This is a genomic window from Mycobacterium sp., assembly GCF_035314905.1.
Classification (GTDB): Bacteria; Actinomycetota; Actinomycetes; order Mycobacteriales; family Mycobacteriaceae; genus Mycobacterium.
Map to the genome: position 1 here is coordinate 11,371 of NZ_DATFYW010000065.1, position 26,701 is coordinate 38,071.

The following is a 26,701-nucleotide window of genomic DNA, read 5'->3' on the forward strand; positions in this document are numbered from 1 at the left end:
ACCCCGCCGGGACTACAGCGTGCGTCCGCTGACGAAGCGGCGCCGCTCACCGCTGCCCGGGTCGTTGAACTTTAGCCGGTGCGCCAGCAGCGAGAGCGGTGTCGAGAAGTCGTCCGGGCGGACTTCGGCGATGTCTGGATACAGCGGGTCGCCGATGATTGGCAAACCCACCGACGCCATGTGCACCCGCAGCTGGTGCGTGCGACCGCTGCGCGGCGTGAGCCGGTAGATGTCGGCGTGCAGCGCCTCGATCAGGGTCTCCGCGTTCGGCTCGCCCCGCTCCGTGACAGCCTGTAAAGATCCCCGGCGCTTGATGATCCGGCTTCGCACCACGGTCGGCAACTCGACCGGGGCCTGCCCTCGCGAGCGGGCCAGATACGTCTTGCGCACCAGTCCGCGCGCGAACAGCGACTGGTAGCGCCCGCGCAGCTCACGCCGCGTGGTGAACAGCAAGACACCCGCGGTCAGCCGGTCCAGCCGATGAGCGGGGCTCAGCTCCGGCAGGTCGAGCTCGCGGCGCAGCCGCACCAACGCGGTTTGTGCGACGTGGCGACCGCGCGGCATCGTCGCCAGGAAATGCGGCTTGTCAACCACGACGATGTCGTCGTCACGATGCAGGACCGGGATGTCGAACGGCACCGGCACCTCGTCGGGCGGCTCGCGATAGAAGTACACGTGCGCGCCCGCCGGCAGCACACTGGCCGCGCCCAGCACAGCTCCGTCGGCGTCGACCACCTCGCCGGCCAGAACCTTGCCCGCCGCAGCCGGGCCGAACCGTACCCGGAACTCGCCCACGACCGATCCGCCCCGCAGTCGCAGCCGCGCGGGGCCCAGGCCGTCGCGTACCGGCAGCGGGGGCGGTCTCAATTCAGCGGAACCGGCTCGAGAATTTCGGCGCGCGCCTCCGGAGCCGCCCGCCGCAGCGTGTCGGCCGACTCGTCGTCGGGCTGCTGCTGGGACCGGATCTCGGCGTCCACGCGCGCGGCGTACGTGTCGACCTCCCGCTGGATATCCTCGGCGTCCCAACCCAACGCCGGCGCGACGACTTCGGCGACCTCGCGGGCGCAGTCGACGCCGCGATGCGGGTATTCGATCGAGATCCGCATCCGCCGCGCCAGGATGTCTTCGAGGTGCAGCGCGCCCTCGGCGGCCGCCGCGTACACGGCCTCCACCTTCAGATACATCGGCGCTTCGGCGATCGGGGTCAACAACTCCGGCTTGTCCTCGGCCATCGCCAGCACCTCGCCGATGAGTGAGCCGTAGCGGTCCAGCAGGTGCCGCACGCGGTAGGGGTGCAGCCCGTAGTACGCCCCCACCCGCTCGGCCTGGTTGACCAGTGCGAAATAGCCGTCGGCCCCCAGCAGCGGCACCTTCTCGGTGATCGACGGCGCGACCCGGGACGGGATGAACTCGCTGGCCGCGTCGACCGCGTCGGCGCCCATCACGCGGTAGGTGGTGTACTTGCCGCCTGCGATCGCGACCAGCCCCGGCGCGGGCACCGCGACGGCGTGCTCGCGCGACAGCTTGGAGGTGTCGTCGCTCTCGCCTGCCAGCAGCGGGCGCAGCCCGGCGTACACGCCGTCGATGTCGTCGTGGGTCAGCGGCATGGCCAGCACGGTGTTGACATGGTCGAGGATGTAGTCGATGTCGGCCTTGGTCGCGGCCGGGTGGGCCAGGTCGAGGTTCCAGTAGGTATCGGTTGTGCCGATGATCCAGTGTGTCCCCCAGGGGATCACGAACAGCACCGACTTCTCGGTTCGCAGGATGATCGCGGCCTCGCTGACGATGCGGTCGCGCGGGACGACGATGTGCACGCCTTTCGACGCTCGCACCCGGAACCGTCCCCGCTGCTTGGACAGTGCCTGGATCTCGTCGGTCCACACCCCCGTGGCGTTGATGACCACGTGGCCGCGCACCTCGGTGATCGCGCCGTCTTCGGAGTCGCGCGCCCGCACACCGATCACTCGGTCGCCTTCGCGCAGCAGTGACACTACTTGCGTCGACGACCGCACCACGGCGCCGTAGTGGGCCGCGGTGCGTGCGACGGTCATCGTGTGCCGCGCGTCGTCGACGACGGTGTCGTAGTAGCGGATGCCGCCGATCAGGGAACTGCGCTTCAGACCCGGCGCCAGCCGCAGCGCGCCCGCCTTCGTCAGGTGTTTCTGCGCGGGAACGGACTTCGTGCCGCCAAGCTGGTCGTAGAGGAAGATCCCGGCCGCCACGTACGGACGCTCCCACCACCGCTTGGTCAGCGGGAACAGGAACGGCAGCGGCCTGACGAGGTGCGGCGCAAGCGTGGTCAGCGACAGTTCGCGCTCGTGCAGGGCTTCCCGCACGAGGCCGAACTCCAGCTGTTCGAGATAGCGAAGGCCGCCGTGGAACATCTTCGACGAGCGACTCGATGTGCCGGACGCGAAGTCCCGCGCCTCCACCAACGCCACCTTCAACCCGCGGGTGGCGGCGTCCAACGCAGCGCCCGCACCGACCACGCCGCCGCCGATCACCACGACGTCGAACTGCTCGGACCCGAGCCGCTCCCACGCGACGGCACGCTCGCGCGGACCCAAAAACGTCTGCCCGTTGCCTGGAGCCGGGGCAGCCTCGATCACAGGCCCTCCCTCTTGCTTGTTACTGGTCAGTCACTTGACCCCAGGGTATTCGCACACGGGCCTGGCCACGCACCTTGCGTTGGGGTCCTGAGAAAATCCTGAGCAAAGGGTGGGATATGCTGCGCGGGGCAAGGCCGCGGGCTAGCGTTTTAGCGTTTGGGGAGTCGGCCGGGGGTGAGGCCATCTGAATACAAACGGAAGTCGAGACAGGTGTCGATGATGACGAAGACGCACGGGGCATCAACCAGATCAGGCCATCGGCTCAGGATGCTGGTCGGTGTTGGGGGTGTGGCGGCGATGGCCACGCTCACGATTCTTGTCGGTGGTTGGGAATCCGATACGTCGACCTCGACCAGGATGATCGCAACTCACGGGGATGACACGCAGGCGACGAATGCGCCTGCGGCGCCCTCTGTTGCCGCCAGCGTTACAGCTACGCCTTTCCAGGGTGGAGGCTGGCCGGGGAGCGGCCCGTTCCACGGTGGCGGCTGGCCTGGCCCCTAGTCGCTGCGCTTGGGTCAATCGAGGTCGTCGTGCGCCATCAACTGGCGGGCGGCCTCGGTGATCGACCCGGACAGCGACGGGTATACCGACAAAGTCGCCGCGAGATCGGTGACGGACAGCAACTTCTGCACGGCCAGTGCGATCGGCAGGATCAGCTCCGATGCGACCGGTGCAACCACGACGCCGCCGATCACAACCCCGGTGGCGGGGCGGCAGAAGATCTTCACGAAGCCTCGGCGCAGGCTCGACATCTTCGCGCGGGCGTTGGTGTTCAGGGGCAGCATGATCGTGCGAGCGGGCACTTTGCCGCTGTCGATGGCCGACTGTGGCACGCCGACGGCGGCGATCTCGGGCCGGGTGAAGACGGCCGCGGCGACCGTGCGCAGCCGGATCGGGACGACGGCCTCACCGAGCGCGTGGTACATCGCGATGCGGCCCTGCATCGCCGCCACCGAGGCGAGCGGCAGCAGCCCGGTGCAGTCGCCGGCGGCGTAGATCGTCGGCACCGACGTGCGAGATACCCGGTCGACGGGGATGTAGTTGCCCTTGCCGAGTTCGATGCCGACCCGCTCGAGGCCGAGACCACCCGTGTTGGGCACCGACCCGACCGTCATCAGTGCGTGGCTTCCTTCGACAGTGCGGCCGTCGGTCATCTCCACTGTCACTCCGGCGTCGGTGCGAACGACCTTGTTGGCGCGGGCGTTCTTGACCAATGTGACGCCGCGCGCGGCGAATGTGTCCTCGAGGACCGCGGCCGCATCGGAATCCTCATGCGGCAGGATCTGGTCGCGACTGGCCACGACGGTGACCGTCACACCGAGTTCGGTGTACGCGTTGACGAACTCCGCGCCGGTGACGCCGGAACCGACCACGACCATGTGCTCTGGCAGCCGGTCGAGGTCGTAGAGCTGCCGCCAGGTCAGGATGCGGTCGCCGTCGGGCTCTGCGCCCGGCAGGATCCGCGGGCTGGCACCGGTGGCGATCAGCACGACGTCGCCCGCGAGCGTGCGGGTATCGCCATCGGGCGAGGTGACCTTCACGCGGTGCGAAGCCATGCCGGGGCTGTCGTCGACGAACTCACCACTGCCGTTGAGCAACTTCACGCCGTGGCTGCACAGCGTGTCGGCGATGTCGGCCGACTGCGCGGCCGCCAGCGTCTTGACCCGCCGGTACAGCTTGGGCACCACGATCTTCGCGTCCTCGAAGTTGAGGTCATAGCCGAGGTCGGGAGCGCGGCGCAGGTCGGTGCGCACCCCGGTGGACGCGATGAGCGTTTTTGACGGCACACAGTCGAAAAGGACGCACGCGCCGCCGACGCCGTCGGAGTCGACCACGGTCACGTCGACATCAGATCCGTGTGCGGCCGCGGCCAACGCGGCCTCGTATCCGGCCGGCCCTCCGCCGATGATCACGATGCGGGTCGCCACAGCCTCAACCGTAGCTACTGGCACAGTTGAGCGCCCAGCCACACCGAAACGCTTTAGGCTTTTCCCGTGCCGCTCTATGCCGCGTACGGGTCGAACATGCATCCCGAGCAGATGCTGCAGCGCGCACCCCACTCCCCGATGGCCGGAACGGGCTGGCTGCACGGCTGGCGGCTGACCTTTGGTGGCGAGGACATCGGTTGGGAGGGCGCCCTGGCCACCGTTGTGGAGGAGCCCGACTCGAAGGTGTTCGTCGTGCTCTACGACATGACCCCGGCGGACGAGAAGAACCTCGACCGTTGGGAAGGCTCGGAACTGGGCATCCACAAGAAGATCCGATGCCGTGTCGAGCGGTTGTCGTCGGACACCACCACCGATCCCGTTCTTGCGTGGCTGTACGTGCTCGACGCATGGGAGGGCGGCGTGCCGTCGGCCCGCTACCTCGGCGTGATGGCCGATGCCGCCGAAATCGCCGGGGCACCATCGGACTACGTGCAGGCGCTGCGCACCCGCCCGGCACGCAACGTCGGCCCCGGCCACGGCGGCTAGGCTCTGCGTTCAAAGTTCTTGGCACGCTGCGCTTTTGCTTGTCCGAAGAGAATTCGCCCGGCCTATCGGCGATTGCCGGGAAGGCCCGCTAGGCTAGGTCTCGAACGCGGCGGCCTGCTCGACGGTGTTGACGAGCACGCGGACCCCGATGGCCATTGCCCGCTCGTCCAAATCGAATGTCGGCTGGTGCAGGTCGACCTGCGGCCCGCGTCCCGGCCACACCCCGAGCCGGGCCATCGCGCCCGGCACCTCTTCCAGGTACCAGGAGAAGTCTTCGCCGCCGCCCGATTGACGCGTTTCGGCCGGCACGTCGGGTCCCACAGCCTCGATCGCGTGGGTCAGGATGCGGGTCGAGGTCTCCTCGTTGACCACCGGCGGCACACCGCGGCGGTACGCAAGCGCATGCTCGACGCGCAGCGGCGCCAGTAACGCGGCAACGATTTCCCGAACGATCGCTTCCAGCGAAAGCCAGGTGTCGTGGCTGGCTGTGCGGATCGTGCCGGAGAGCGTGCCGATCTGCGGGATCGCGTTCGCCGCGACCCCCGCATTGACCGCACCCCACACCATCACGGTGCTGTTGCGCGGGTCGATGCGCCGGGACAGCACGCCCGGCAACCCGGTGATCAGCGTGCCGAGGCCGTAGACGAGATCCGCGGTCAGGTGCGGCCGCGACGTGTGGCCGCCGGGCGACTGCAGCGTGATGTCGATCTGGTCCGCCGCCGACGTGATGGGGCCGACCGTGATTCCCACCTTGCCGACCGCAAGCCGCGGGTCGCAGTGCAATGCGAAGATCCGCGACACCCCGGCCAGCGCTCCCGCGGCGATCGTGTCGATCGCCCCGCCGGGCATCAGTTCCTCGGCCGGCTGGAAGATCAGCCGCACGCCGACGGGCAGATCGGGCACCGACGCCAACGCCAGCGCCGCCCCGAGCAGCATCGCCGTGTGCGCGTCGTGGCCGCACGCGTGGGCGACGTTCGGTATCACCGATGTGTAGGGCGCTCCGGTGCGCTCGGGCATCGGCAACGCGTCCATGTCGGCGCGCAACGCGATCCTCGGCAGATGGTCCGGCCCCAGGTCGCAGGTCAGGCCGGTGCCCGCGGGCAGCACCTTCGGGTTGAGACCCGCGTCGGCCAGTGTCGCGGCAACGAATTGCGTCGTCGCGAACTCCTGTCGGCCCAGCTCCGGATGGGCGTGGATGTGCCGGCGCCATGCGATGACGTCGTCGTAGTGGGCGGCCAGCCACGATTCCGCGGTGTCGACGAGGCTCATCAGGCTGCCCGCTCTGCCCTTGCGCGAAGCACACGTTCTCGCTCCGCCGGCGTCTCTGCCAGCTGGATCACCGTGCGCGCCAACGTGGTTGCGCCGTCAATGACGGCAGAATCCGCGCTGGAGCCGACGGCGGCAGCCGCGAAGCCCGGCTGGTGCAGCGACGCACCGCCCGAGTCGATGCCGACGATCGGGTGGATGCCCGGCAACGCCTGCGTGACGTTGCCCATGTCGGTGCTGCCCAGCGGCAGCGCGGCCGCGAGTTCGTCGGAGACCGGCGTGCGCCCGCAGCGCACCATCTCGGCGCGGAACACCGCCGACAACCACGGATCGGGCCGCAGTTCCTCATAGGTGGGTGCCGTTTCGTTGACCCGATAGTCGCAGCCGGTGGCGATCGCACCGGCGAGGAAGCAGTCGGCCACGCGTTCCTCGAGGGCCCGCAGCGATGCCCGGTCGGTGGCCCGCATCGTGTACTGCATCGCCGCACGGCCGGGAATCACGTTGGTCGCCAGACCGCCCTCGGTCACGATGCCGTGCACCAGCTGGCCCGGTGCCAGCTGCTGACGGAGCAGACCGATGGCCACCTGCGAGACGGTGACGGCGTCGGCGGCGTTGATGCCCAGGTGCGGCGCGACCGCCGCATGCGACTCGCGGCCGCGGTAGTCGACGGCGACCTCCGTCAGCGCGAGGGAACGCGCGGCCGCGATGTCCACGGGGCCGGGGTGAATCATCACCACGGCGGCGACGTCGTCGAACACTCCGGCTTTGAGCAACAACACCTTCCCGCCACCCGATTCCTCCGCCGGAGTGCCCATGAGCACGACGCTCAGGCCGAGACGGTCGGCCACCTCGGCCAGCGCCAGCGCCGCCCCGACCGCGGACGCGGCGATGATGTTGTGGCCGCACGCATGCCCGAGCCCGGGCAGCGCGTCATACTCGGCGCAGACCGCGACCACCAGGTCGCCGCTGCCGTAGTCGGCGCGGAACGCGGTATCCAGGCCACCGGGAGCCGACGTGATCGCGAACCCGCGCTCGGCGGCCAGCGCCTGCGTCTTCGCGCAGCTGCGGTGCTCGCGGAACGCCAATTCCGGCTCGGCGTGGACGTCGTGCGACAGCGAGATGAGGTCGGCGCGTCGCCGCGCGATCACCGCGGAGGCCACCTCCGCGGGCGCGTCGGCATCGGCGTGACGGCGCGTCGGCGAACTGGTGGGCATCATCGCAGTATCCCACCCACAGTTAAGCTCGCCGATCATGGACCACGTCGCCGAGCGCGCGGCGCGCCTCATCGCCGAACGCACCGGCGTCCCAGGTCATGACGTGGCGGTGGTGCTGGGTTCCGGCTGGGCGCCGGCCGCCGAGGCGCTGGGCCCTGCCACCACGACGCTGCCGACCGCCGAGGTGCCCGGGTTCATCCCGCCCTCCGCGCAGGGACACCGCGGGCAGATCCTGTCGATCCCCGTCGGAGCGAACCGCGTTCTCGTGCTGCTCGGGCGCATCCACGCCTACGAGGGTCACGACTTGGCCGACGTTGTACACCCGGTGCGCGCCGCCGCGGCCACCGGCGTGCGCGCCGTCGTGCTGACCAATGCCGCGGGCGGACTGCGCGAGGACTACACGGTCGGCCGGCCGGTGCTGATCCGCGACCACCTGAACCTGACCGGGCGCTCGCCGCTGGTGGGTGCGCAATTCGTGGACATGGTCGACGCGTATTCGCCGCGACTGCGGGCCTTGGCGCGCGACCTCGACCCGTCGCTGGCCGAGGGCGTGTACGCCGCCGTGCCGGGACCCCAGTACGAAACCCCCGCGGAGATCAGGATGTTGCGGGCGTTGGGCGCCGACTTGGTCGGCATGTCCACGGTGCACGAAACGATCGCCGCTCGCGCGGCGGGCATCGAGGTGCTCGGCCTGTCTCTGGTCACCAACCTGGCCGCCGGGATGACGGGGCAACCGATCGCCCACGCCGAGGTCTTGGCCGCCGGCCGCAAATCGGCTACCCACATAGGCTCGCTGCTGGCCGAGCTGCTGGCCGGAATCTGAATTGGCGCCGTGACAGCCGAGGAGTGGATCGCTCACGACCCCGACCCGGTGACCGCCGCGGAGTTGGCCGCGTGTCCCCCCGACGAGTTGGCCGCCCGGTTCGCCGGCTCACTCACATTCGGCACCGCCGGGTTACGGGGCCCGCTGCGCGGCGGTCCGGGCGGGATGAACCTGGCGGTGGTGCTGCGGGCGACGTGGGCCCTGGCGCGTGTGCTCGACCCTCCCGACTCCGCTGTGATCGTCGGGCATGACGCACGCCATGGCTCGCGGCGGTTCGCGGTTGCGGCGGCCGAGGTGCTTGCCGCCGAGGGCTTTTCCGTCACGTTGTTCCCGGGGCCGGTGCCGACGCCGGTGGTGGCGTTCGCCGTGCGTCACATCGGCGCGGCAGGGGGCGTGCAGATCACCGCGTCTCACAACCCTGCATCGGACAACGGCTACAAGGTCTATCTCGCCGGCGGGCTGCAGATCATCCCGCCTACCGACCACCATATCGAGACGGCGATCGCGGCCGCGCCGTTCGCCGACGAGATTGCGCGGACACGGGTCGGGGCGTCTGGGACCGAACAGGTGCAGCAGTACGTGGCCCGGGCCGCGGCTGTGCGGCGCACGACCGGCTCGGTGCGGGTGGCGCTGACGCCGCTGCACGGGGTCGGCGGCGCGACTGCGGTCGAGGTGCTCCGCCGGGCCGGCTTCGACGACGTCCACACGGTCGCAGCGCAATTCGATCCCGACCCTGACTTCCCCACCGTCGCTTTCCCGAACCCCGAGGAGCCCGGCGCCGTCGACGCGCTGCTGCGGCTGGCCGCCGACGTCGACGCCGATATTGCGGTCGCTCTGGATCCCGATGCCGACCGCTGCGCGATCGGCATTCCGGCGCCAGGCGGCTGGCGGATGCTGTCCGGCGACGAAACGGGTTGGCTGCTGGGCGAATACATCCTGTCTCACGCCGCGACCGGGTCCGTCGTGGCCAGCACCGTCGTGTCATCGCGGATGCTCGGGGCGATCGCCTCAGAGCACGGCGCGCGACACGTCGAAACCTTGACCGGGTTCAAGTGGCTCGCCCGCGCCGCGGGCAGCGAGCTGGTGTATGCCTACGAGGAGGCCATCGGGCATTGCGTCGACCCCACCGCGGTACGCGACAAGGATGGCATCAGCGCGGCGGTGTTGTGCTGCGACCTGGTGGCGGCGCTGTCGGCGGCGGGCCGTTCGGTGCCCGGGTTGCTCGACGACCTGGCTCGACGACACGGTGTGCACGTCACGACGTCTGTCACCGCGCGGACCGAGGATGCCGGGGCGGTGATGGCGCGACTGCGCGCACATCCGCCGGCGCGGCTCGCCGGGATCGACGTAACGGTCACCGATCTGCTTGCGCGGCGCGGCCAACTGCGGACTGACGCGTTGATACTGTCCGGCGGCGACGAGCACACGTCGGTGCGGCTCGCCGTGCGGCCCTCGGGTACCGAGCCGAAGATCAAGGGTTACATCGAGATTCGCCATGCCGTCAACGGCGAGCTGGCCGGTGCGCGCACAGCGGCCGAGATGCTGACAACTGCCGTCGCGGCAGAGGCCGCGCGGCTGCTTCAGCGCGGCCCGAATTGACGATCCCCGGCGTCGCCCAGCCCGGGCACGATGTAGGCGATGTCATTGAGGCGCTCATCGATGGTTGCCGTGAATAGGCGCATCTGCGGTGCGACCTTCTCCAGCTTTGCGATGCCCTCGGGAGCGACCACCACGCATATCGCGGTGATGTCGACGGCGTTGCGCGACTGCAGCAGCGCGACGGTGTACGCCATCGACCCGCCCGTGGCGAGCATCGGATCCAGAACTATCACGGGCTGCGTGCTCAAGTCTTCAGGGAGCGACTCGAGATACGGCGTCGGCAGATGGGTTTCCTCGTCGCGCGCAACGCCGACGAAGCCGACTCGGGCCTCGGGGATGAGGGCGTGCGCCTGGTCCACCATCCCCAGACCTGCCCGTAGCACCGGCACGAGCAGCGGGGGGTTGGCCAGCCGGCAGCCCGTGGTCTCGGCCAGGGGTGTGCGCACGGCGACCGGATGCGTCGGTGCGTCGCGAGTCGCCTCGTAGACGAGCATGAGCGTCAGGTCGCGCAGTGCCGCCCGGAATGCGGCGTTGTCGGTGCGCTCGTCGCGCAACGTGGTCAGCCGCGCCGCGGCGAGAGGGTGGTCGACGACGCGGACGTCCATGGCCGAAAACATTAGCCGCGCGACGATTACCCGGCCGCCGAACGCGGCGGGCGGTGCTGCGCCGGATGACCGCTGGTTAAGCTGTGCCGCGTGGCTGCAGACATCGTGCCCATCGGGCTGGCATTGGACGACCGCGACGTGTACACGCTGTGGGCGCCACGCTGGCGCGATGCGGGCGACGAGTGGGAGGCGTTCCTCGGCAAGGACGAGGACCTCTACGCCTTCGAATCGGTCCCTGACCTCGTCGCTTTCGTGCGCGCCAACACCGACAACGACCTTGCCGACCACCCGGCGTGGCGCACGCTGACCGCGCTGTCGGCACACGAGCTGGATCCCGACGACGACAAGCGGTTCGACCTGATCAAGGTCTATGAACTGCTCGCGGCGAAGCCGACGCAGGAATCGGTGGACGAATTGCAGGGCACGATGGCGATCGTCTCGGCGATCGGGTCGGTCTGCGAGCTGCCCGCCATCACCAAGTTCTTCAACGGAAACCCGGTGTTGTCGTCGCTGTCGGGCGGGGTGGAGAACTTCTCCGACAAGGCCGGGTTGCGGCGCTGGCATGAGATCGGCGCGATCGTGGACAAAGGCTGGGACAAGGTGGTTGACGCGATCGAGGAGATCATCTCCACGCCGGAGGTGAACAGCGACGCCGCCAAGCAGGCCGAAGCCGAGCTGCTCGCTGCGCCCGAGAACGAGCTCGACGATGTCGACGAGGACATCGACAACGAGGCCGAGGCCGGCGACACGGAGGATGTCGATACCGAAGAAGACGAAGACAAAGACCATGACGAGGCCGCCGCCGGCGACGAGAAAATCGTCCTCGGCAGCGACACCGAGTTCTGGGAAAAGGTCGGCATCGACCCGATCAGGATGATCACCAGCGCGGGCACCTTCTACACGTTGCGCTGCTACCTCGACGACGACCCGGTCTTTCTGGGCCGCAATGGCAGGATCAGCGTGTTCGGCTCCGAGCGGGCGCTGGCGCGCTACCTGGCCGACGAGCACGACCACGACCTGTCCGGCCTGGCCACCTACGACGACATTCGCACGGCCGCCACCGACGGCTCGCTGCGGATCGACGTCACCGAAGACAACGTGTACGTGCTGACCGGGCTCGCCGACGACATGGCCGACGGGCCCGACGCGCTGGACCGCGACCAGCTGGAGCTGGCCGTGGAGTTGCTCAAAGACGTCGGCGCCTACGCCGAGGAACGAGTCGTCGACAACACGTTGAAAGCCGACACCCCGCTCGGCAGGGTCGTGGCCTATGCGCTCGAACCCGACAGCGTGCCCAAGCCTGTGGCGCCCTACACGGACGCTGTCACCCAGTGGGAGCGACTGGAAGCGTTTCTGGAGTCGCGGCTGCGGGCCGAATAGCGGCCCGAGACCAGAGCTCCGCGGCTGTGGACGATGACGTGAGCACCCGCGATCACGTCGGCCACCGACCGCGATGAATTGCCCGGTTGGCGGCGGTCTGTACCCGCATGAGGCATATCGCACACCCCACCGGCGGCACTCTGGCCGTGCCGGGCGCCAAGCTGTATTACGAGGTCCGCGGCACCGGACCGGCGCTGGCGGTCATCGGATCGCCGATGGCTGCCGGCGGGTTCGCCGCGCTGGCCGATGCTCTGGCCGACGGCCGCACCGTCATCACCTATGACCCGCGCGGCATCTCGGGCAGCCCGGTAGACGATCCCGCACAGGACTCCACGCCTGAGCTGCGCGCCGACGACGTCGTTGCGCTGCTCGACGCGGTCGGCGCGCAGACCGCTGACGTGTTTGGTTCGAGTGGTGGCGCGGTCACGGGCCTGGCCCTGGCGGTGCGCTATCCGGACCGGATACGCACGCTCGTGGCGCACGAGCCCCCGCTGCTGGAACTTCTGCCCGATGCCGCCGAACAGCGGGCCAAGACCGACGACGTGATCGACACGTTCCATCGGCAGGGCGTGGGTGCGGCGTGGATGAAGTTCATGGCCAACGCCGGTTTCGACACGGGCCGCCAGGGGGCGCCGCGCCCGCCCGGTGAGCCGCCCGAACAGGACACCGGAGCCGCTGGGTCGCCGGCATCGAATCTGGCCAACAGCGCACGGTTCTTCGACCACGAACTGCGTCCCACGGCGCGCTATCTGCCCGACATCGACGCACTGAAGAACGGCCCGACCCGGGTCGTCGTCGGCATCGGCGCCGATTCGACCCGCCTGCTCACCTACAGAACATCCCTCGCGCTCGCCGAACTGCTCGAAGCACCGCCCGTCGTATTCCCCGGCGACCACGGCGGGTTCCTCACCTCGACGAAAGAGTTCGCGGACCGACTGGGCGAGGTGCTTCGCGAAAGCTAGCCGATCAGCACGGCGAACCGGGGCTTGATCACCTCGTCGATCAGCGCGAGGCGCTCATCGAACGGGATGAACGCTGACTTCATCGCGTTGATCGTGAAGCGCGCCAGGTCGCTCCACCCGTAGCCGAACGCCTCCACCAGCCGCAGCATCTCCTTGCTCATCGTGGTGTCGCTTATCAGGCGGTTGTCGGTGTTGACCGTGACCCGGAATCGAAGCCTGGCCAGCAGGTCGAACGGGTGCTCCGCGATGCTGCCTACCGCTCCGGTCTGCACGTTGGAACTCGGACAAAGTTCCAGCGGAATGCGCTTGTCCCGAAGTAGCGCGGCCAGCCGGCCCAGCTTGTGGCTTCCGTCCGGTTCTTCTTCGATGTCGTCGACGATGCGCACCCCGTGCCCGAGCCGGTCGGCGCCGCAGAACGCGATCGCCTCGTGGATGGACGGGAGGCCGAATGCCTCGCCCGCGTGAATTGTGAAGCGGCCGTTGTCATTTCGCATATATTCGAACGCGTCCAGGTGGCGCGTCGGCGGGTGACCGGCCTCGGCGCCGGCGATGTCGAAACCCACGACACCCTTGTCGCGGTAGCGGATCGCCAGCTCCGCGATCTCCAGCGACCGGGCCGCGTGGCGCATCGCTGTCACCAGGCAGCGCACCGTGATCGTCCGGCCTGCGCTGCTGGCGGCCTTCTCGCCGTCGGCAAAGCCGGCCAGCACCGCGTCGACCACCTCGTCGAGCGACAGCCCATGGTTGATGTGCAGCTCGGGAGCGAACCGCACCTCGGCGTAGACGACGTTGTCAGCCATCAGGTCTTCGACGCATTCGTAGGCCACCCGGTATAGCGCCGGCGCGGTCTGCATGACCGCAACGGTGTGGGCGAACGGCTCCAGGTACCGCTCCAGCGACCCGCTGTGCGCGGCGGTGTGGAACCAGGCGGCCAACGAGTCGGTCTCGCTCGCGGGCAGGTTGTGGTAGCCGATCTGTTCGGCCAGTTCCAGCACAGTGGCCGGGCGCAGCCCGCCGTCGAGATGATCGTGCAGCAGCGCCTTGGGTGCCTGCCCGATCATCTCCAGGGTCAGTGGAGTGGTCATCCGACGATCCGATCGATGATGAGTGGGCGGTCCCGGGGGGGTTCGCCGACGCTCCAACCGGATTCGAGCGTGGCGACCGCAGCGGGTATTCGCTCCGCGGTGTCGGTGTAGAGGGTGAACACCACATCGCCTGCGGCCACCGGTTCCCCGGGACGCCGGTGGATCCGGATGCCGGCCCCGTGTTGCACGCCTTCACCTTGGCGCGACCGGCCCGCGCCGAGCCGCCACGCCGCCAGCCCCACCGCCATCGCGTCGATGTCCCCCATTGTGCCGCCCCTTCCCGCGGCTACCGTCTCGGAGTGGGCACCCAGCGGCAGCGGAGCGGACAGATCGCCGCCCTGCGCGGCGACGAGCGCGCGGAACGCGTCCATCGCCGACCCGTCGCGCAGCGTGTCGGCGGGGTCGCGGCGATCGAGCCCGGCGACCTCCAGCATCTCGGCCGCCAGCCGCAGCGTCAGCTCCACCACATCGGCTGGTCCCCCGCCGGCCAGCACGTCGAGGGACTCGGCGACTTCGACGGCATTGCCCACGGTCGCGCCGAGCGGACGGTTCATGTCGGTGATCAGCGCGCGGGTGACTACGCCGTGCGCATGGCCGAGGTCGACCATCGTCTGAGCCAGCTCGCAGGCCTCCGCGACGGTCTTCATGAACGCGCCCGACCCGGCCTTCACGTCGAGAACCAGCGCGGACGTGCCCTCGGCGATCTTCTTGCTCATCACCGAGCTGGCCACCAGCGGCAGCGACTCCACGGTGGCGGTCACATCGCGCAGCGCGTAGATCTTGCGGTCGGCCGGGGCCAGCTCTCCGGCCGCGAAGATCGCCCCGCCTATGTCGCAAAGCTGTTGGCGGATTTGTCGTTTCGGCAACTCCGCGGAAAATCCCCGAATCGACTCGAGCTTGTCCAGCGTGCCCCCGGTGTGGCCGAGGCCGCGGCCCGAGGCCTGCGGCACCGCCCCGCCGCAGGCCATCACAATCGGCACCAAAGGCAGCGTGATCTTGTCGCCGACACCGCCGGTCGAGTGCTTGTCGACGGTCGCGAGCGGCTTTCCGGCGCGACGCAGGTCCGAGAAGTCGAAACGCTCGCCGGAGGCGATCATGGCCGCTGTCCAGCGCGCGATCTCGTCGCGGTCCATGCCGCGCAGAAAAATCGCCATCAGCAGCGCCGACATCTGCTCGTCGGCGACCTCACCCCTGGTGTACGCGTCGATCACCCAGTCGATCGCCGGACCCGAAAGCACGCCGCCCTCGCGCTTGGTCCTGATCACCGATGGTGCGTCGAACACGAACCGTAGCGGGTGCGCGGCCGTCACGACCCGGCCCCGAGGTCGTCGGGGCCGAAGGGCTCGGGCAACAACTCTCTCAGCGGCCGCGGGCCGTCGCGGTGGTCGACCAGCATCGCCGGGCCGCCGTGCTCCAACAGCACCTGGCGGCAGCGCCCGCACGGCATCAATGGTTCCTGCGCAGCGCCGGCACAGCTGATGGCCAGCAGCCTGCCCCCGCCGGTAGAATGCAGCGCGCAGGCCACTGCGCACTCGGCGCAGAGACCAAGGCCATATGAGACATTCTCCACATTGCAGCCGGTCACGATCCGGCGGTCGTCAACGAGTGCTGCGGCGCCGACCGGGAACCCCGAATAGGGGGCGTAGGCGTTTGTCTTTGCGGCTATCGCTTTGTCGCGCAGCAGCTTCCAGTCAACGTCAATGTTCATGGGAGCAGGCCTTCCGTGCGATCTGAATGGATTCCGACCGGTCTCCCGCTTTTTGGAGCGTGGGGTGGAAGGTCATCAAAATCACTGCGTGCGCCTCTCCCATGCCGTGCACCGCGGTGGTTTCGTGGATGGGGATGGGTTTAGAGTCCACCCGACGGTCCACCGATGGTGTTGGAGGTCGCGATGAGCGCTTGCGCAGCGATGGGCCTCTCGGGCGAAGAGCCGAAGGCGAAGAGCAAAGAGCAGATATGACCACGTCGACATCGACGGGAACGCCCGCGGTCGCGGCGCCGCGAGCCTCCCGCAAAACCTTGTACCGCGGCGACCCCGGCATGTGGTCGTGGGTCCTCCACCGCATCTCGGGTGCCACCATCTTCTTCTTCCTGTTCGTCCACGTGCTCGACACGGCGCTGGTGCGCGTGAGCCCGCAGGCCTACAACGAGGTTGTCGCAACCTACAAAACACCGATCGTCGGCCTGATGGAAGCCGGACTGGTGGCCGCGGTGCTGTACCACGCCCTCAACGGGATACGGGTGATCCTGATCGATTTCTGGTGGAAAGGCACCCGATATCAGCGGGTGATGCTGTGGGTGGTCGCCGTCGTCTGGCTCGCGGTGATGGTGCCCGCATTGGTCGTGCTCGGAGTGCACATGGCGGAGCGGTTCCTGTGACCGCGTCCGTGCCGGCGTCGGTCCCGCCGGACAGCAGGCGCGGCCAGCCCGCTCCGGTCCTGCAGCGCAGCCACGACCGGCCGGCCGCCCTCGACAATCCGCGCGCGCCGCGGCGCCGGTCCGGCATGCCGAATTTCGAGAAGTACGCGTGGCTGTTCATGCGGTTCTCGGGGATCGTGCTGGTCCTGCTCGCGCTGGGCCACCTGTTTGTGATGCTGATGTGGGACAACGGCGTGTACCGGATCGACTTCAATTACGTCGCGCAGCGGTGGGCGTCGCCGTTCTGGCAGACCTGGGACCTGCTGCTTCTGTGGCTGGCCCAACTGCACGGCGCCAACGGCATGCGCACGATCATCGCCGACTACTCCCGCAAGGGCTCGACCCGCTTCTGGCTGAACTCACTGCTGGCATTGGCGGTGACCTTCACGCTCGTGCTGGGGACGTACGTGCTGCTGACCTTCAACCCGAACATCACGTGACGGGGGCGATGAGCGCTTGCGCGAAGAGCAGACAGCAGCGATGAGCGCTTGCGCGACGACCAGACAGCAGCGATGAGCGCTTGCGCGACGACCAGACAAGCTTGCGCGACGACCAGACAAGGAGGTCGAGACGATGATTCAAGAACACCGCTACGACGTGGTGATCGTCGGCGCGGGGGGCGCCGGCTTGCGGGCCGCGGTCGAGGCGGGCCCGCGTGTGCGGACCGCGGTGCTGACCAAGCTGTACCCGACGCGCAGCCACACCGGCGCTGCCCAGGGCGGGATGTGCGCCGCGCTGGCCAACGTCGAGGAGGACAACTGGGAGTGGCACTGCTTCGACACCGTCAAGGGCGGCGACTACCTCGCCGACCAGGACGCGGTCGAGATCATGTGCCGGGAAGCCATCGACGCGGTGCTCGACCTGGAGCACATGGGGATGCCGTTCAACCGAACGCCGGAAGGCAAGATCGACCAGCGCCGGTTCGGTGGCCACACCCGCGACCACGGCAAGGCGCCGGTGCGCCGCGCGTGTTACGCCGCCGACCGGACCGGCCACATGATTCTGCAAACCCTCTACCAGAACTGCGTCAAGCACGACGTCAAGTTCTTCAACGAGTTCTATGTGCTCGACCTCGCGCTGACCGAGACCCCCGGCGGCCCGCTGGCTAGCGGGGTCATCGCCTACGAGTTCGCCACCGGCGACATCCACGTCTTCCACGCGAAGGCCGTCGTCATCGCCACCGGCGGCGACGGACGAATGTACAAGACCACCTCCAACGCGCACACGCTGACCGGCGACGGCATCGGGATCGTGTTCCGCAAGGGGCTTCCGTTGGAGGACATGGAGTTTCACCAGTTCCATCCGACGGGTTTGGCCGGCTTGGGGATTCTGATCTCCGAGGCGGTCCGCGGTGAGGGCGGCCGGCTGCTCAATGGTGAGGGCGAGCGCTTCATGGAGCGCTACGCGCCGACGATCGTCGACCTGGCGCCGCGCGACATCGTCGCCCGCTCGATGGTGCGTGAGGTCCTGGAGGGGCGCGGCGCCGGCCCGCACAGGGACTACGTCTACATCGATGTGCGCCACCTGGGCGAGGATGTGCTCGAGGCGAAGCTGCCCGACATCACTGAGTTCGCCCGCACCTACCTGGGCGTCGACCCGGTCAAGGAGCTGGTCCCGGTCTACCCGACGTGCCACTACGTGATGGGCGGCATCCCGACGACCGTGCACGGCCAGGTGCTGCGCGACAACACCACCACAGTGCCCGGCCTGTACGCGGCCGGGGAGTGTGCGTGCGTGTCGGTGCATGGCGCGAACCGGCTGGGCACGAACTCGTTGCTGGACATCAACGTGTTCGGCCGCCGCGCCGGCATCGCCGCCTCCGAGTACGCCGAGAGCCACGACTTCGTCCCCCTGCCCCCTCAGCCGGCGTCGATGGTGGTCAACTGGGTCGGCGACATCCTGTCCGAGCACGGCAACGAGCGCGTCATCGATATCCGCAACGCGTTGCAGCAGTCGATGGACAACAACGCCGCCGTGTTCCGCACCGAGGAAACGTTGAAGCAGGCGCTCACCGACATCCACGCGCTCAAGGAGCGGTACGCCCGAATCACGTTGCACGACAAGGGTAAGCGCTTCAACAGCGACCTGCTCGAAGCGATCGAGCTGGGCTTCTTGCTGGAGCTGGCCGAAGTGGTCGTGGTGGGGGCGTTGAACCGCAAGGAATCCCGTGGTGGTCACGCCCGCGAGGACTACCCCAACCGTGACGACACCAACTACATGCGCCACACGATGGCCTACAAGCAGGGCAGGGAGCTGCTGAGCGACATCGCCTTGGACTACAAGCCGGTGGTGCAGACCCGATACGAGCCGATGGAGCGTAAGTACTAATGGTCGATGAGCCGCTTGCGCGAAGAGCAACAGGTCCGGATGAGCCGCTTGCGCGAAGAGCAACAGGTCCAGATGAGCCGCTCGCGCGAAGAGCCGAAGTCATAGAACCGGCGGATCCGCCGCTGCCACCGATCCCTGAGGGCGCGGTGATGGTGACGCTGAAGATCGCCCGGTTCAACCCGGAGGATCCCGATGCCTCCGGCTGGCAGAGCTTCCGGGTGCCGTGCCTGCCGTCCGACCGCCTGCTGAACCTGCTGCATTACGTGAAGGGCTACCTCGACGGCACGCTGACGTTCCGGCGCTCGTGCGCCCACGGCGTCTGCGGCTCGGACGCGATGCGGGTCAACGGCGTCAACCGCCTGGCCTGCAAGGTTCTGATGCGGGATCTGCTGCCGAAGAAGCCGGGCAGGCAGCTGACCATCACTGTCGAGCCGATTCGGGGTCTGCCCGTGCTCAAGGACCTCGTGGTCGACATGGAGCCCTTCTTCGCGTCGTACCGGGCGATCAAGCCGTTCCTGATCGCCAGCGGCACACCGCCCACCCGCGAGCGCATCCAAAGCCCAGTTGACCGCGCCCGCTACGACGACACCACGAAGTGCATCTTGTGCGCGGCATGCACGACAAGCTGCCCGGTGTTCTGGCACGAGGGCAGTTACTTCGGGCCTGCGTCGATCGTCAACGCGCACCGCTTCATCTTCGACAGCCGCGACGAGGGCGCCGCCGAGCGGCTCGACATCCTCAACGACGCCGACGGTGTGTGGCGGTGCCGGACCACGTTCAACTGCACCGAGGCCTGCCCGCGCGGGATCCAGGTGACGAAGGCGATCCAGGAGGTCAAGCGGGCGCTGATGTTTGCGCGCTGAGGGCCTCGTGCGGGTGACCGCCGCGGCGTTTCGCTTGGTCGACGAACGGGGCCGTCAGCGTCGCGGTCAGGTAGCGGCGGTTGATGATCATGGCGGCGACGCCCAGCGCCGCGTAGGCGCCGCACAGGATCAGTCGTCCGGCGGTCGACGTAACCGAGAACTGGACGACGAAGAGCGCGAGCAGCGCCCACGCCGCGCCTCGGCTGAACCGCAAGGACAGGATCAGTGCGATGCCCATCAGCGTCTGGGTCGCGGTCAGCAGCACTTCCTCGACCTGACGGCCGTCCAGGTGCAACGCCGTGCCGCCGCCGCCGATCATGTGCGCCACCGGCAGTGAGCCCATCAGCAGCGTCCACTGGTTGACCTTTGACGAGATCAGCGTGGCAATCGCGGCGGTGCCCTTGCCGCGGGCGGCGAACAGGGTCGCGATGATGAACTCGGGCGCCTCCGACGCAAGCGGTGCCAGCCACTGCACGAGCAGGAACCGGTCGATGCCCAGCTGGGCGCCGGCTCCGATGAGGCTTTGCGCGAACGGCTCCGCGCAGACCAGGATCACCGCGGCCGCGACCGCAAACAGGCCGATCACCACGCTTCGGCGCGTCCGGTCCGGCAGCGCACCGATGGCGGCCGCGGTCCCGATCAGGTCGGGCTCTTCGACGTCACCGCGCGTCAGCTTGTAGAGGTAGAACCCGAACCACGCCAACAACGCCGCGCCGAGGACGACGTGAATCTGCCCGCTGGCGGGCACGACGAAAGCGATGACGCCGGCGACCAGCAGAAAGCCAAGCTCGACACGGTTGCTCGGTTCCAGCGGCAACGCCGAGAACCTGCGGTCGCCCAGCTTCCGGGTCGCCGCGAACCCGACCAGCACGACGAGTGGCCACCCGAGGCCCATCAGCAGCCGGTTGGAGCCGGTCATGTTGGCGGCGGCGTACTGCGTGTATTCCTGCGCGTGCCCGGCGGTGTAGGCGTAATACAGGTCGACGGCGTACTCGGGCAGCACGGCGATCAGTGCGAGCACCGCGATTGCCAGGCCGCCGGACACGTCGATCTGTGCCGCCTCTGCCGCCCAGGCCAGCACGAAGCTGGCCGCCACCACGGCTGCGCCGTAAACGAGCAGCGACACCACGGGATTGGGATGAAGGCCGGTGAACCGCACCGCCAGCGCGGGGACGATGAACGTCCCGGTGATCAGCAACGAGCGGACCAGCGTACGCCCGCCCGGTTCGACCGGCTGGGTCAGCCTTGTCGTTGCTGTCGCCGTGGCCATCGTCGCCCACCGTACACACGTCGAACCGCGCTAGCAACATAGCAAGATGGCCAAAACTTATCGGAACATCACGTGAATTCGCTGCTCAGATGGCACGAATTGAAGATTTCGGACCGCCGAAAGAATAGATCCGGCAAACCACATCAAGCAGGTTGTCACAGTGTTGCACGCTGCGGCGTCTAGTGGGTATGACAACAACACCGCGCATTGAACCCGTTTCCCCGCAACGCGCGGCGCGCTGGATCCGCGCCGTCTACCGCATCGCCCGGCGTCGTTACGGCGCCAGTCGGTTCGACTCGAGCCAAGCGGGTCCGTAGCGACGCGCCAGCCCGAACATGGAGGAAAAGGTAGCCGAGCACGCTCCCCGCGGCGACGTATCCCGTGGCTTGTACCCGCCTAGACAGATGATTACATCCGCCAGATTTGATTACGACGACGGATTCCGTGCACAATCTCCGCTGTGGCTAACTCCGGCGTCCCGGCCCGCATCCAGCCGGTACCGCTGCGCGCGACGGGCCCGTTGTACCGGGGCCCGGCGGTGCAGCTCGACGACCTGTCCAAGGCGATCATCGAGAAGCTTCAGCAAGACGGCAGGCGTTCCTACGCCGGCATCGGCAAGGCCGTCGGGTTGTCCGAGGCGGCGGTGCGCCAGCGCGTGCAGAGGCTGGTCGACGCCGGGGTGATCCAGATTGTCGCGGTCACAGATCCGATGCAGCTGGGGTTCGCCCGCCAGGCGATGATCGGAATTCGCTGCACCGGTGACACGACCAAGCTGGCAGAGAAGCTGGCGGCGATCCCGGCGATCGACTATGTGGTGCTGACCGCCGGCTCGTTCGACGTGATCGCCGAGGTGGTTTGCGAGGACGACAACGATCTGCTCGACCTGCTCAACACCAAGATCAGGGCACTGCAAGGCGTAACGTCAACTGAGACGCTCGTATACCTGAAACTCGTTAAGCAGCAATACAACTGGGGAACCCGATGACACTGTCCGCCAAGGCCGGCCGCCATCTGTGGGGCCATTTCGCCCGCCACGGCGCCGGCATCACGCCGCCGATCATTACCCGTGGCGAAGGCGTCACGATCTGGGACGAACACGGCCGGAGCTACATCGACGGGTTGTCGGGGCTGTTCGTTGTGCAGGTGGGGCACGGCCGCACCGAGCTCGCGGAGGCCGCCGCCAGGCAGGCCGAAAAGCTGGCGTTCTTTCCGTTGTGGTCCTACGCCACCCCGGGCGCGATCGAGCTCGCGGAGCGCCTCGCAAACTACGCTCCCGGTGACCTCAACCGGGTGTTCTTCACCACCGGCGGCGGAGAGGCCGTCGAGTCGGCCTGGAAGCTGGCCAAGCAGTACTTCAAACTGACTGGCAAACCCGGTAAGTTCAAAGCGATTTCGCGATCCATCGCCTACCACGGCACCACGCACGGTGCGCTGGCCATCACCGGCCTGCCGACGTTCAAGACACCGTTCGAGCCGATCACGCCCGGTGGCTTCCACGTGGCCAACACGAACTTCTACCGCGCTCCCGCGCCTTATGACACCGACGCGAAAGAGTTCGGGCAGTGGGCGGCCGACCGGATCGCCGAGGCGATCGAGTTCGAAGGGCCGGACTCGGTCGCGGCGGTCTTCCTGGAGCCCGTGCAGAACGCCGGCGGATGCTTCCCGCCGCCGCCCGGCTACTTCGAGCGGGTACGTGAGATCTGCGACGAGTATGACGTGCTGCTGGTCTCCGACGAGGTGATCTGCGCGTTCGGCCGGATCGGATCGATGTTCGCGTGCAACGACTTTGGCTATGTGCCTGACATCATCACTTGCGCGAAAGGCATGACTTCCGGCTACTCCCCGATCGGTGCGATGATCGCCTCGGACCGGCTGTTCGAGCCGTTCAGCGACGGCAGGACGACGTTCTCGCACGGCTACACCTTCGGCGGCCATCCGGTGTCATCCGCGGTGGCGCTGGTCAACCTCGACATCTTCGAGCGCGAAGGCCTCAACGATCACGTCAAGGAGAACGCGCCGGCCTTCCGCGCGACACTGGAGAGGCTGCTGGACCTGCCGATCGTCGGCGATGTGCGCGGCGAGGGTTTCTTCTACGGCATCGAGCTGGTCAAGGACAAAGCCACGAAACAGACGTTCGACGACGATCAAAGCGAATGGCTGCTGCGCAGCTTCTTGTCCACCGAGCTGTTCGAGGCGGGCCTGTACTGTCGCGCCGATGATCGCGGCGACTCGGTGATACAGCTGGCACCGCCGCTCATCAGCGGCCAGAAGGAGTTCGATGAGATCGAGCGGATTCTGCGCGGAGTGCTCTCGGAGGCCTCGCGCCGCTTGTAGTCTCGCGTCAGTGTCATCCAAACGCCGCAAGCCCCCGATCGACCCGGTCCGCTGGCAGCCACCGCCGGTGGACCCGCTCCCCGACTTTCCCTCGGCCCCGATCACTGTCGTCCCCGTTCCCGGTGACGCGCCCGAGGACGTCGTTGTCGACGGCGACGGTCAGATCTGGACCGGTCTCATCGACGGCCGCATCGTGCGGCTCCCACCCGATGGCGGCCCTCCGGTCGTCGTGGCCGACACCGGAGGGCGCCCACTGGGCCTGCACGTTGCACGCGATGGGCGACTACTGGTCTGTGACAGCTACCGCGGCCTGTTGGCGCTCGACCCCCAGAGCCGCAAGCTGCAGACCCTGGTCGAGTCGGTGGACGGACGGCCGCTGAGATTCTGCTCCAATGTCACCGAAACATCCGATGGCACGATCTATTTCACCGAGTCGACAAGCGCCTTCCACTACGAGCACTTCCGGGCGGCGATACTCGAGGCGCGCGGCCGCGGCCGCTTGTTCCGCCTCGACCACGACGGCACGGTGACCACGCTTGTCGACGGGCTGTACTTCGCCAACGGCGTCACGCCGACTGCCGATGAGTCCGCCCTGGTGTTCGCCGAGACGCAGGCGCGGCGGCTTTCGAAGTACTGGCTGACCGGGCCGCACGCCGGATCCGTGTCGCCCTTGGCCGTCAACCTGCCGGGTATGCCCGACAACATCTCGACGGGCCCGGATGGCCGCATCTGGACTGCGATGGTGACGCCGGCCAACCCCGCCGCGGACTGGCTGGTTGCGCGCGCACCACTGATCCGCAAACTGCTGTGGCGGCTGCCGGAGCGGATGCAACCCCAGATCGCGGCGGAGGTGTGGGCCGTCGCATTCGATCCCGACAGCGGCGAGGTGGTCGGCGGCATGCGCACCAAGCATCCGAACTTCGGCATGGTCACCGGCGTCGTCGAATCCGCGGGAAAGCTGTGGATGGCCTGCATAGGGGCCCCCGCAATCGCGTATACCGTGCTGTAACACCGCCGAAGCCGTGCCGCTGACGGCTGCTGTGATGTTCATCGCCTACTCTGCAGTGTCATATGGGTGGGTTTGGTTCTACGGCGCGTCGCGTGTTGTGTGCGGCCTGGACGCTGGTTTTGTTGGGGGCTCCGGCGTTGGTCAGCGCCCCGTCCGCGTGGGCGGAGCCGAACGCCGCGCCCGACACCAACAGCTGCCCGTACCGCGTGACGACGCCACCGGCCGTCGACGCGTCCGAGGTGCCCACCGCCGGAGATCCGCCGGTGCCGCTGCCGGTGCCGGCCAAGACGGTCGGCGGCGGCGCACTCGCCGGCTGCGGCGTCATCGCGGCGCCGGGCACGCCGCCGGTGCCCAACGACATCTCGGCGGATGCGTGGCTCGTCGCCGATCTCGACAGTGGCGACGTGATCGCCGCGAAGGACCCGCACGGCCGCTACCGCCCGGCCAGCATCGTGAAGGTCCTCGTCGCGATGCAGGCCATCAACGAACTCGACGTCAACAAGACCGTCGCGGGGACTGCCGACGACTCCATTGCCGAGGGCACCCGCGTCGGCGTGGACGTCGGCGGCACCTACAGCGTCAACCAGCTGTTGCACGGTCTTTTGATGCATTCGGGCAACGACGCCGCGCATGCGCTGGCGATGCAGCTCGGTGGTATGGACGCCACGCTGCGGAAGATCAACACGTTGGCAGGCAAGCTCGGCGGCCGCGACACCCGCGTGGCGACGCCGTCGGGTTTGGACGGGCCGGGCATGAGCACGTCGGCCTACGACATCGGCCTGTTCTACCGCTACGCGTGGCACAACCCGACGTTCGCCGACATCGTCGCGACGAAGACATTCGAGTTCCCCGGCCACCCGGCCCGGCCCGACGTGCCCCACGACACCGACCACCCCGGTTACACGCTGGAGAACGATAACCAGCTGCTCTTGAACTACCCGGGCGGCCTCGGCGGCAAGACGGGCTACACCGACGACGCGGGGCAGACGTTCGTTGGCGCCGCCAACCGTGACGGCCGCAGGTTGGTGGCGGTGCTGTTGCACGGCACGCGCTTGCCGATTCCGCCCTGGCAGCAGGCCGCGCATCTGCTGGACTACGGGTTCGCCACGCCGGCCGGCACCAAGGTCGGCGCCCTGGTGGAGCCCGACCCGACGCTTGTCGCCCCGAAGGTGCCCGCCGACCTCAACGATGCCGCGGCCCGCGCGGCGGGCGTCCCGACGGCGGCTGAGTTGCCGGTGCGCGTCGGTGTCGCGGTGATCGGCACGGTGATCGTGCTCTGCCTGATCCTGTTCGCCCGCTCGATCAACCGCCGGCCCCAGAACTGACTAGCGGCGCCGGGCCCATGAAATGCCTAGCGCCGCTAGCGCCCCCACCGTCATCGCCGCCAGCGCCTCGCCCACGCCGACGCCCTCTCGGCGCCTCACCACGACGACGCCGGGCTGGGGCGGCTGCACGGGGAGGGCCGCAAGGTTTTCGGCCGACGTCGCCGCCCACGCCGTGGCCAACAGCACCAATTGCGCGGTGTAGTAGGCGAACACCATCAGGGCCAGGATCGGGCCGAACACCGCGCCGGCCGGGCCGTGCACCACGTGCCGCAGGATGATCGACGCGAACTGCTTGAAGACCTCGAACCCGATAGCGGCAAGCAGTGCTGCCCGCACCGAGCTGGCGAAGCTCACCGACACCCGCGGCAGCCGGGCGATCATCCAGGTGAACACCAGCCACGAGACGCCAACCGACACCAGCAGCGAGGCCACCCGCAGCAGCGCGCTGAGCCCGGACACGTCGTGGATACCGAACCAACGGAGCACCCGCGCCATCAGCGCCGGGTCGCCCAACGCCGTCAACCCCAGGGTGATCACAATCGCCACGAACGCCGACAGCAAGGCGCCCAGGTCGGACAGCTTGGTCGTGATGAAGTTGCGTGATCGCGTGGGCTGATCCCACATCGCACTGAGCGCCTTGCGCAGGTTTGCCATCCAGCCCAGCCCCGCCCACAGCGCGGTGGCCAGACCGACGATTCCCAGCGATGTGCGCGAGTCGATCGCGGCGTCCATCAGGTTGACCAACTGCTGGCCGAAGTCCCCGGTCACGGTGTCCTTGATCCGGCTGTCGATCTCGGCCAGCACATGGGGCTGGTGCGACAGCACGAACCCGACGGCCGCGAAGCCGACCATCAGCAGCGGGAACAACGCGAAAACCGTGAAGTACGTGATGCCGGCGGCGAAGAAGGTGCCGTGGCAGTCGTTGTAGCGCTCAACGGCCCGGATCACATGGTCGAACCACCCGTAGCGTGCCCGCAGTCGGTCCAAGAGCCCCGGCTTCTTCGACTCCGGCATGCCGCCTCCCGGTTATCGAATTTGCAGAAACCCTAGCCGCTCGTAGACGTTCGCGATCGTCTTTGCCGAGACCTCCCGGGCCCGATCAGCGCCCGCCTCGAGGATCGACTCCAATTCCGT

At 68.2% G+C, this 26,701-nt stretch carries 24 protein-coding genes; 13 read left to right on the plus strand and 11 right to left on the minus strand.

Translation table 11 applies throughout. From position 1 onward, the window contains the following. Positions 1-12 precede the first annotated feature (12 nt). From VKG81_RS05000 to VKG81_RS05010, 3 genes are all read right to left on the minus strand, one after another. The gene (locus VKG81_RS05000) at positions 13-867 is read right to left on the minus strand and encodes a pseudouridine synthase (RefSeq protein WP_324390266.1); all 855 of its coding nucleotides are present in this window, start codon (positions 865-867) and stop codon (positions 13-15) included. Further along, positions 864-2,609 (minus strand): glycerol-3-phosphate dehydrogenase/oxidase, encoded by a 1,746-nt coding sequence (locus VKG81_RS05005; RefSeq protein ID WP_324390268.1) that lies wholly within the window; start codon positions 2,607-2,609, stop codon positions 864-866. Before VKG81_RS05005 ends, VKG81_RS05000 begins: the two co-directional genes overlap by 4 nt. 518 nt (positions 2,610-3,127) lie before the next feature. Next, the gene (locus VKG81_RS05010; RefSeq protein ID WP_324390271.1) at positions 3,128-4,540 is read right to left on the minus strand and encodes an NAD(P)H-quinone dehydrogenase; all 1,413 of its coding nucleotides are present in this window, start codon (positions 4,538-4,540) and stop codon (positions 3,128-3,130) included. A gap of 66 nt (positions 4,541-4,606) precedes the next feature. On the opposite strand from VKG81_RS05010, the gene VKG81_RS05015 reads away from it, so the two are divergent. After that, entirely contained in the window at positions 4,607-5,086 is a 480-nt protein-coding gene (locus tag VKG81_RS05015; RefSeq protein ID WP_324390273.1) for a gamma-glutamylcyclotransferase, read from the plus strand. A gap of 93 nt (positions 5,087-5,179) precedes the next feature. On the opposite strand, the gene VKG81_RS05020 is transcribed toward VKG81_RS05015, so the two are convergent. Then, the gene (locus VKG81_RS05020) at positions 5,180-6,355 is read right to left on the minus strand and encodes an amidohydrolase (RefSeq protein ID WP_324390275.1); all 1,176 of its coding nucleotides are present in this window, start codon (positions 6,353-6,355) and stop codon (positions 5,180-5,182) included. Next, on the minus strand, positions 6,355-7,566 hold the full coding sequence (locus tag VKG81_RS05025; RefSeq protein WP_324390276.1) for a M20 family metallopeptidase: 1,212 nt from the start codon (positions 7,564-7,566) through the stop codon (positions 6,355-6,357). Before VKG81_RS05025 ends, VKG81_RS05020 begins: the two co-directional genes overlap by 1 nt. Positions 7,567-7,603: 37 nt before the next feature. Between VKG81_RS05025 and VKG81_RS05030 the strand changes: the two genes are divergently transcribed. Then, positions 7,604-8,389 carry a purine-nucleoside phosphorylase gene (locus tag VKG81_RS05030; protein ID WP_324390278.1) on the plus strand — a complete coding sequence of 262 codons (786 nt, stop codon included), beginning with the start codon at positions 7,604-7,606 and terminating at the stop codon, positions 8,387-8,389. Between the two features lie 9 nt (positions 8,390-8,398). Continuing rightward, positions 8,399-9,988, plus strand: coding sequence for a phospho-sugar mutase (locus VKG81_RS05035; RefSeq protein WP_324390280.1), 1,590 nt, complete (start codon positions 8,399-8,401; stop codon positions 9,986-9,988). On the opposite strand, the gene upp is transcribed toward VKG81_RS05035, so the two are convergent. Continuing rightward, on the minus strand, positions 9,970-10,593 hold the full coding sequence (upp, locus tag VKG81_RS05040; protein WP_324390282.1) for a uracil phosphoribosyltransferase: 624 nt from the start codon (positions 10,591-10,593) through the stop codon (positions 9,970-9,972). The two genes, VKG81_RS05035 and upp, sit on opposite strands and share 19 nt — an antisense overlap. 90 nt (positions 10,594-10,683) lie before the next feature. On the opposite strand from upp, the gene VKG81_RS05045 reads away from it, so the two are divergent. Then, positions 10,684-11,973, plus strand: coding sequence for a primosomal protein (locus VKG81_RS05045; protein WP_324390284.1), 1,290 nt, complete (start codon positions 10,684-10,686; stop codon positions 11,971-11,973). Positions 11,974-12,080: 107 nt separating this feature from the next. Continuing rightward, on the plus strand, positions 12,081-12,935 hold the full coding sequence (locus tag VKG81_RS05050) for an alpha/beta hydrolase (protein WP_324390285.1): 855 nt from the start codon (positions 12,081-12,083) through the stop codon (positions 12,933-12,935). Here the strand turns inward: VKG81_RS05050 and VKG81_RS05055 are convergent. Genes VKG81_RS05055 through VKG81_RS05065 form a run of 3 tightly spaced genes read right to left on the minus strand, consistent with a single transcriptional unit; the run spans position 12,932 to position 15,728 of the window. Further along, the gene (locus VKG81_RS05055; protein ID WP_324390287.1) at positions 12,932-14,020 is read right to left on the minus strand and encodes an adenosine deaminase; all 1,089 of its coding nucleotides are present in this window, start codon (positions 14,018-14,020) and stop codon (positions 12,932-12,934) included. The genes VKG81_RS05050 and VKG81_RS05055 overlap by 4 nt on opposite strands. Further along, positions 14,017-15,330, minus strand: a complete 1,314-nt coding sequence (locus tag VKG81_RS05060; RefSeq protein ID WP_324390289.1) for a thymidine phosphorylase — start codon at positions 15,328-15,330, stop codon at positions 14,017-14,019. The genes VKG81_RS05055 and VKG81_RS05060 overlap by 4 nt, the downstream gene beginning before the upstream one ends. Beyond that, complete coding sequence (locus VKG81_RS05065) at positions 15,327-15,728, minus strand: cytidine deaminase (protein WP_414685169.1); 402 nt, start codon at positions 15,726-15,728, stop codon at positions 15,327-15,329. Before VKG81_RS05065 ends, VKG81_RS05060 begins: the two co-directional genes overlap by 4 nt. Positions 15,729-16,060: 332 nt before the next feature. Between VKG81_RS05065 and sdhC the strand changes: the two genes are divergently transcribed. The 4 genes from sdhC to VKG81_RS05085 all read left to right on the plus strand — a co-directional run bounded on the left by sdhC (position 16,061) and on the right by VKG81_RS05085 (position 19,629). Next, positions 16,061-16,399 carry a succinate dehydrogenase, cytochrome b556 subunit gene (gene sdhC / locus VKG81_RS05070; RefSeq protein WP_324390308.1) on the plus strand — a complete coding sequence of 113 codons (339 nt, stop codon included), beginning with the start codon at positions 16,061-16,063 and terminating at the stop codon, positions 16,397-16,399. Between the two features lie 8 nt (positions 16,400-16,407). After that, positions 16,408-16,878, plus strand: coding sequence for a succinate dehydrogenase hydrophobic membrane anchor subunit (locus tag VKG81_RS05075; RefSeq protein WP_324390310.1), 471 nt, complete (start codon positions 16,408-16,410; stop codon positions 16,876-16,878). Positions 16,879-17,011: 133 nt separating this feature from the next. Further along, complete coding sequence (gene sdhA, locus VKG81_RS05080; RefSeq protein ID WP_324390291.1) at positions 17,012-18,766, plus strand: succinate dehydrogenase flavoprotein subunit; 1,755 nt, start codon at positions 17,012-17,014, stop codon at positions 18,764-18,766. Positions 18,767-18,915: 149 nt separating this feature from the next. After that, the gene (locus VKG81_RS05085) at positions 18,916-19,629 is read left to right on the plus strand and encodes a succinate dehydrogenase iron-sulfur subunit (RefSeq protein WP_414685170.1); all 714 of its coding nucleotides are present in this window, start codon (positions 18,916-18,918) and stop codon (positions 19,627-19,629) included. On the opposite strand, the gene VKG81_RS05090 is transcribed toward VKG81_RS05085, so the two are convergent. Next, complete coding sequence (locus VKG81_RS05090; protein ID WP_324390292.1) at positions 19,601-20,899, minus strand: sodium:proton exchanger; 1,299 nt, start codon at positions 20,897-20,899, stop codon at positions 19,601-19,603. The genes VKG81_RS05085 and VKG81_RS05090 overlap by 29 nt on opposite strands. Positions 20,900-21,359: 460 nt before the next feature. Between VKG81_RS05090 and VKG81_RS05095 the strand changes: the two genes are divergently transcribed. The 4 genes from VKG81_RS05095 to VKG81_RS05110 all read left to right on the plus strand — a co-directional run bounded on the left by VKG81_RS05095 (position 21,360) and on the right by VKG81_RS05110 (position 25,567). After that, positions 21,360-21,884 (plus strand): Lrp/AsnC family transcriptional regulator, encoded by a 525-nt coding sequence (locus tag VKG81_RS05095; RefSeq protein WP_414685171.1) that lies wholly within the window; start codon positions 21,360-21,362, stop codon positions 21,882-21,884. Next, the gene (locus VKG81_RS05100) at positions 21,881-23,233 is read left to right on the plus strand and encodes an aspartate aminotransferase family protein (protein WP_324390294.1); all 1,353 of its coding nucleotides are present in this window, start codon (positions 21,881-21,883) and stop codon (positions 23,231-23,233) included. Before VKG81_RS05095 ends, VKG81_RS05100 begins: the two co-directional genes overlap by 4 nt. 10 nt (positions 23,234-23,243) lie before the next feature. Next, the gene (locus tag VKG81_RS05105; protein ID WP_324390296.1) at positions 23,244-24,242 is read left to right on the plus strand and encodes an SMP-30/gluconolactonase/LRE family protein; all 999 of its coding nucleotides are present in this window, start codon (positions 23,244-23,246) and stop codon (positions 24,240-24,242) included. A gap of 62 nt (positions 24,243-24,304) precedes the next feature. Further along, complete coding sequence (locus tag VKG81_RS05110) at positions 24,305-25,567, plus strand: D-alanyl-D-alanine carboxypeptidase family protein (protein ID WP_414685172.1); 1,263 nt, start codon at positions 24,305-24,307, stop codon at positions 25,565-25,567. On the opposite strand, the gene yhjD is transcribed toward VKG81_RS05110, so the two are convergent. Next, entirely contained in the window at positions 25,568-26,581 is a 1,014-nt protein-coding gene (gene yhjD, locus VKG81_RS05115) for an inner membrane protein YhjD (protein WP_324390300.1), read from the minus strand. It lies immediately after the preceding gene. Between the last annotated feature and the right edge of the window lie 120 nt (positions 26,582-26,701).